Annotated in this window: 7 protein-coding genes; all 7 read left to right on the top strand. The window is 31.9% G+C overall.

The features are described 5' to 3' along the window. Positions 1 to 2,011 (top strand): 3'-5' exonuclease (locus Q0370_RS11425; RefSeq protein WP_299575830.1); only part of this gene is annotated, 2,011 nt, incomplete at its 5' end. A 167-nt stretch (positions 2,012 to 2,178) separates the two neighbouring features. Continuing rightward, complete coding sequence (locus Q0370_RS11420) at positions 2,179 to 3,609, top strand: nicotinate phosphoribosyltransferase (RefSeq protein ID WP_299575828.1); 1,431 nt, start codon at positions 2,179 to 2,181, stop codon at positions 3,607 to 3,609. Positions 3,610 to 3,710: 101 nt separating this feature from the next. Continuing rightward, the gene (gene tpx, locus Q0370_RS11415; protein ID WP_299575826.1) at positions 3,711 to 4,361 is read left to right on the top strand and encodes a thiol peroxidase; all 651 of its coding nucleotides are present in this window, start codon (positions 3,711 to 3,713) and stop codon (positions 4,359 to 4,361) included. Positions 4,362 to 4,551: 190 nt separating this feature from the next. Then, entirely contained in the window at positions 4,552 to 5,130 is a 579-nt protein-coding gene (locus tag Q0370_RS11410; protein ID WP_299575824.1) for an IS630 transposase-related protein, read from the top strand. Beyond that, positions 5,102 to 5,422 (top strand): transposase, encoded by a 321-nt coding sequence (locus Q0370_RS11405; RefSeq protein ID WP_299575822.1) that lies wholly within the window; start codon positions 5,102 to 5,104, stop codon positions 5,420 to 5,422. The genes Q0370_RS11410 and Q0370_RS11405 overlap by 29 nt, the downstream gene beginning before the upstream one ends. Further along, the gene (locus tag Q0370_RS11400) at positions 5,423 to 5,707 is read left to right on the top strand and encodes a transposase family protein (protein WP_367270895.1); all 285 of its coding nucleotides are present in this window, start codon (positions 5,423 to 5,425) and stop codon (positions 5,705 to 5,707) included. 19 nt (positions 5,708 to 5,726) lie between these two features. Then, complete coding sequence (locus tag Q0370_RS11395) at positions 5,727 to 6,407, top strand: ISAs1 family transposase (protein ID WP_299575820.1); 681 nt, start codon at positions 5,727 to 5,729, stop codon at positions 6,405 to 6,407. The last annotated feature ends 219 nt before the right edge of the window (positions 6,408 to 6,626 follow it).

The following is a 6,626-nucleotide window of genomic DNA, read 5'->3' as shown; positions in this document are numbered from 1 at the left end:
AGAGATGAAGGAGAGGGCTGCGGCACTTATCGGACATGAGGCAAATAATCTTGTAGTTTCTACATTTCACTCGTTTTCAGTAAGATTGCTTAAAACTTATTCTGAAAGAATTGGATATGGGCGAAATTTTAATATTTATGATGTGGATGATCAGAAGTCAATTATTACAAAGATAAAAAAGGATATGGGAATTAAGGATAATGACAATGTTCAGTCAGGAAAACTTGCAAACAGAATCAGTAAATTGAAGGAACAGGGGATAGGAATTAAGGAGCTTGAACGTGAAATCGATATGAGAATTCCTGCAAACAGGCTTTTTGGCGAGATTTATCAGAAGTATGATGAAGTTTTGAAGGCAAATAATGCGATGGATTTTTCGGATTTGCTTTTGAATGCGAGAAAATTGCTGGATGATGCTTTTGTGCTGGAAAGAATACAGGAAAGGTATCAGTATATTGTAGTGGATGAGTATCAGGATACTAACGATATTCAGTACGAAATGATTAATTTGATTGCAGCAAAATATCGAAACATCTGTGTCGTAGGAGATGAGGATCAGAGTATTTATGCGTTTCGTGGTGCAAATATTAATAACATTCTGAATTTTGAGAGAGATTACAAGGAAGCATTTACGGTAAAATTGGAAAGAAATTATCGTTCTACAAAGAAAATACTGGATACAGCAAATGAGCTTATTAAAAATAATAAAAGTTCAAAAGGGAAAACACTTTGGACAGATGGCTCAGATGGCGAAAAAATCAAGATTTATAATGCAATGACTGTTTATGATGAAGCAGATTTCATTGTGACAGAGATGAAGAAAAAGAAAAGAGACGGTGCCGATTACAAGGATATGACGATTTTGTACAGGACAAATGCACAGTCAAGGGTTCTGGAGGAAAAACTGCTGTCTGCAAATATTCCATATAAAATTTATGGCGGGATGCAGTTCTTTCAACGTAAGGAAATAAAGGATATTTTGGCATATTTGAGTCTTTTAAATAATAAAAATGATAATCACAATTTTTATCGTATAATTAATGTTCCCAAACGTTCTGTTGGAGAAAAGACACTGGAAAAAATACAGGAAGTTGCAAATGAAAAAAATATTTCGATGCTTGAAGCGCTTCACTACATTGATGAAATTCCTGTAAGAGCAGCTACAAAATTGGCATTAAAGGAATTTTACAATTTAATGCAAGGCATTTACTCAAGCCTTGAAGAAATGTCAATTAAGGAAATATTTGATGAAATTCTTATAAGAACACGTTATATTGACTCAATTGAAGACAACAAGGAAGACAGAGTTAGAAATATTGAGGAATTGTTAAACAGTATTACTGAAATTGAAAAGCAAAATCCAAGCATGTCCTTGAATGAATATCTTGATATGATTTCGTTAAGTTCAGCGACTGATGAAATGGAAGATGATGAAAATTATGTAAAACTTATGACAATTCACAGCTCGAAAGGACTGGAATTTGATTATGTCTTTCTTGCGGGAATGGAAGACGGGCTGTTCCCATCAATTTCTTTTGATGCTCCTGAAGAAGAGCTGGAAGAAGAACGTAGACTTTGTTATGTGGCGATAACCCGTGCTAAAAAAGAACTGTTTATTTCCTATTCTTCGTCAAGAAAAATTTGGGGAAAAGATGATAATTTACGTCGTCCATCAAGATTTATCTACGAAATGAAGCAAGACAATCTGGAATATGTGGGCGGAAAATACGCAAGCCTAAAAGGGCAATCTTCAGCTCCAAGAAGTTTTACACCGAAAATAGAAAATTTTAATCCATTTTCTAAGGACAAACTAGGAACATTTGGTAAAAAATCAGGCTCTCAAACAACTTCAAATGTAAATTCTAAATATAAAGTTGGAGATGTGGTTAATCATAAGAAATTTGGACGTGGAAAAATAAAAAAAGTGGATACAAAAAGCATGATTGTGGAATTTATGGTTGGAGAAAAGAAAATAGCGTTGGTGCTGGCAGATAAAATTTTGGAAAAATAAAAAAATCTTATTACAGTAAAAATCTTTTTGTTTAATTCAAAGAGGTTTTACTGTATTATTTGTATGTTTTCAAAGAAAAAAGAGTTATAATTGAATATACAAATAAAAAAATGTAGGGAAGGAGAGTATGATTTTTACGTAACTTGCAATTATCATACAAAATAAAAATGAAAAATTTAATACTATCGACAGATTCTTATAAAATTACTCATCCATTTCAATATCCAGAAAATATGACGTATATGCACGATTATATCGAAAGTCGTGGTGGCTTGTACGGATATGTAAAATTTTTTGGACTCCAATATTACTTAATGGAATATTTAACAAAAAAAATTACAAATGAAATGATAGATGAAGCTAAGGAAATTTGCGAATTGCATGGATTGCCATTTTTTGAAGAGGGATGGAGATACATTGTAGAGAAGTTGGACGGGAAATTGCCACTTAGAATTAGGGCTGTACCAGAAGGTACTGTTGTAAAAAATCACAATGTACTGGTTACAGTGGAATCAACTGATAAAAATGTACCTTGGATTGTAGGCTGGGTGGAAACATTGCTGTTAAAAGTATGGTATCCAATTACAGTTGCGACATTTTCATACAAGGCAAAACAGATTATAAAATACTTTTTAGATGAAACAAGTGATAATGTGGAGTCAGAACTGAAGTTTAAATTGCATGATTTTGGTTATCGTGGTGTTTCCAGCGAGGAAAGTGCGGGTATTGGCGGAATGGCTCATCTTACAAATTTTTATGGAACAGATACCTTAAATGCACTTGTCTTTGCCCGTAAATATTATAATGAAAAAATAGCCGCTTACAGTGTGCCTGCTTCTGAACATAGCACAATGACTTCATGGACTCAAAAATATGAAAAAGAAGCATACGAAAATATGCTTGATAAATTTCCAAAAGGAATTGTTTCAATTGTTCTTGACAGCTATAATTTTTTTAATGCGGTAGAAAATATTATCGGAAAAGATTTACGTGAAAAAATATTGGCAAGAGATGGAATGGTTACAATACGTCCAGATAGTGGAGACGCAATTACAAATATTCTGTTTGCGCTTGAAAGTTTGGAAAAGAATTTTGGCTATACGATAAACTCCAAAGGATATAAAGTAATTAACAAAGTCCGTATTTTACAAGGTGATGGAATTAATGAAGATACAATCTGGGATATTTATAAATCTTTAAAGGATAACAAATATTCTGCCGAAAATGTTACTTTAGGCTGTGGAGGATCACTTTTGCAAGGAAATGAAAAATCTAGCATTAACAGGGATACTCATAAATTTGCCATGAAATGCAGCTGTATAAAAATCGGAAATGAAGTTAGAGATGTTTACAAAAATCCTGTTACAGATAAAGGAAAAGTCAGTAAAAAAGGAAGGCTTGACTTGATAAAAAATAAAAATGGAGAATTTGAAACAGTAAATATTTCAGATTTACCTGAAAATCAATATCATGAAGATTCCGTAATGGAATGTGTTTTTGAAAATGGAAAAATTTTAAAAACATATACTTTTGAAGAAGTAAGAAAAAATGAAAGTTTATTGTATAATCCGAGTTTAATTAGAGAAGTATCAAAATAGAAACGATAAAATTAGATAAAAATAGTTTAAATTAAAACTGTAAAAATCATACAATTTGAATTTTTACAAACAACAGATAAAATTACGAAAGAAGGAAACAAATGAAAAAAATATTATTATTAGGAGCAGCTGCAGTAGTTCTATCTGCCTGCGGAAATAAACCAAAAACAGAAAATGAAACAGGACAGGCAGGACAAAATGCCGAATATGCACAATATTTAGACACTTTGAAAGCTGATAATAATTTAAAAATCACAATGGGAAAAGTTCCAATAACAATAGTTGGAAAAGAATTAAAAATTGGCGATAAAATAAAGGAAGTGCCTCTAGTAGTGAATACAAAACTGGAAGAAAAAAATATTTTTGAAGATAAAAATATAAAAGTAGTTTATACAGCGCCATCGCTTGATACAAAAGTTTGTTCATTGCAGACAAAACAGTTAAATGAAGCAGCAAAAACTCATACAAATGTGAAATTTTACTCTGTAACAGTTGATACTCCATTTGCACAGGAAAGATTCTGTACTGCCAATGAAATTAATGGATTAAAAGCAGTTTCTGACTTTAAATATCATCAATTTGGTATTCAAAATGGATTTTTCATAAAGGAAAAAGGTCTTTTAACAAGGGCACTTATGATTCTTGATGAAAATAATACTGTAAAATATATTGAATATGTTTCTGAAGAAGGAAAAGAAGCTGATGTTGAAAAAGCATTGAAATTCTTGGAAAATAACCTGATGAAAAAGTAAGTTTCTGTATTTATCAATTTAATTATTAATTGTGACATTTTACAGATTGAAGGAGTTAAACTATTTCCTATTGTATAATATTTAAGAAATATATTCATAAAAAATGAGAAGTTATGGAACTTCATAAATCATCTACGAACTATAGTGAAACTTGTACAAAACCGACCTAAAAATACGGTATAATAATTTTATGGCATATGAAAAAGATTATAGGAAAAAAATTTTAAATTTTTATTACGAAAATGGAAAAACAAAAATATTATTTCAGTTCAACATAAGTTCCAGCACATTGTACGGATGGATAAAACTTAAGAATGAAACAGGAAATCTTTCATCAAGAACACGGAAAAGAAAATTTAAGGTGCTTGACCTTGAAAAACTTGATGAATATATGAAAAATCCAGAGAATGCAGATAAATACATCCATGAAATAGCAAAAGATTTTGGCTGTGAAAAGGAGACAGTGAGAGTGGCACTGAAAAAATTAGGATACACAAGAAAAAAACAGACAAAATACAAGGAGCAGGACGGGAAAAAAGTAAATAGATATTTAAAAAAATTATTAGAAGCAGTTTCAGGCAGAGAAATAATCTATATTGATGAAACAGGCTTTAACGAATATTACTACCGTGAATATGGCTGGAGTAAAAGGGAAATATGTATTGAAGGGAAGAAGAGGATTAAGATATTCAGGGATAAATCTGGTTGCCGGAAAAATAGGGAATGCACTGATAGGAAGTATGATATACAGGGAAACAATGGAAAGTGAATTTTTTGAAGAGTGGTTCAGGGAAATACTTCTAAGAGATATTGAAAAATTAGGGAAGAGAGTTCTAATAGTTATGGATAATGCCAGATTTCACAGAAAGAATATATTAGAAAAGATAATAAAGGGGACGGTGCATTGTCTATTGTTTCTTCCGCTGTATTCACCGAATTTAAATCCAATAGAAAAATTATGGGCTAATATGAAGAAGAAATTAAAAGACATAGCCCATAATTTTAATACACTAGAAGAAGCAGTTACTTCTGTTTTATTTAATAAATTAGTTCAGTTTTAAATAGGTTTTACTATAAAACACAAGTTAAGTGACATTGTTGTGATTACTCTTTTTGCTATGCTTGCGAATGTTGAATACTGGGAAGAGATTGAAGAATTTGCAAAGATGTATTTCAAGGCATTAAAAAGATATCTGGAACTACCGAACGGCATGCCTTCGCATGATACGATTCAAAGAGTTATGGCTACAATAGAGCCTGAAGTTACAGAAGTTCTTTTGACAAAATGGATGGAGTTAAAAATTTCCGGGGAATATAAAAAAAATAAGGAAAATATTGAATATTGATGGGAAATTTTTAAACGGAATGAAGAATAAAAACAACAGCCCATTAGACATAGTATCTGCGTATTCCAAAGAAGATGGAATCTGCTATTCACAAGTGGCGGTTGAAGGAAAAGGGAATGAAATAGAAGCGATATTACGTCTGCTTGATAAAATCTCAGTAAAGGAATGTATAGTTACAATAGATGCGATAGGAACCCAGAAAGAAATCATAAAAAAGATAGGAAAGAAGAAGAGCTATTTCTGTCTCCAGGTAAAAGGGAACCAGAAGACTTTAAAAGAAGATATAGAAGATTACTTTGCTGACAAGGGATTCAGAGAAAAATTAAAGGAGGAAGGAATGTACAGCAGGAAAACAGAAAAGCAAAGGGGACGGCTGGAAACGAGGGAATATTACTATACTGAAGAAACAGAATGGCTTATTAAAAGAAATAAGGAATGGAAGGAAGTAAAAGGGATAGGTGCATCAATTTTAACAACAGAAGAAAATGGAAAAAAGCAGGAACAGAAAAGGTATTACATAACGAATATAGCAGGGGGAGTGGAAGAATTTGTAAGAGCGGTAAGAGGACATTGGGCAATAGAAAGTTATCATTGGATACTGGATGTGACATTCAGAGAAGATGCAAGTAGGACATTGAACAAAAATGTGGCAAGAAACTTAAATATTCTAAGGAAATTAGCAATCTCAATACTAGAATAGCTGCCGTTCAGAAAGATGGGCGAGAATTAATCGGGAAGATGCTGAAAGAGGAGTAAGCTGTTATAGAAGATATGATGGTACCATGTATTGTAAAGATAGGGACGGAAATAGAGTTTACTAACAAATTATTTTTTGTTGATTGGAGTTGATGAGTTTGAAAAAGTTAATTTTGATTACTATTTTGGGAATGGCTATAGTTAGTTGTGAATTGCTTAATCC

Source organism: uncultured Leptotrichia sp. (genome assembly GCF_938036635.1).
In the GTDB taxonomy this organism is placed as follows: Bacteria; Fusobacteriota; Fusobacteriia; order Fusobacteriales; family Leptotrichiaceae; genus Leptotrichia; species Leptotrichia hongkongensis.
The sequence above is the reverse complement of the archived record's forward strand: the minus strand, read 5'-3'. Positions and strand labels throughout refer to the sequence as shown.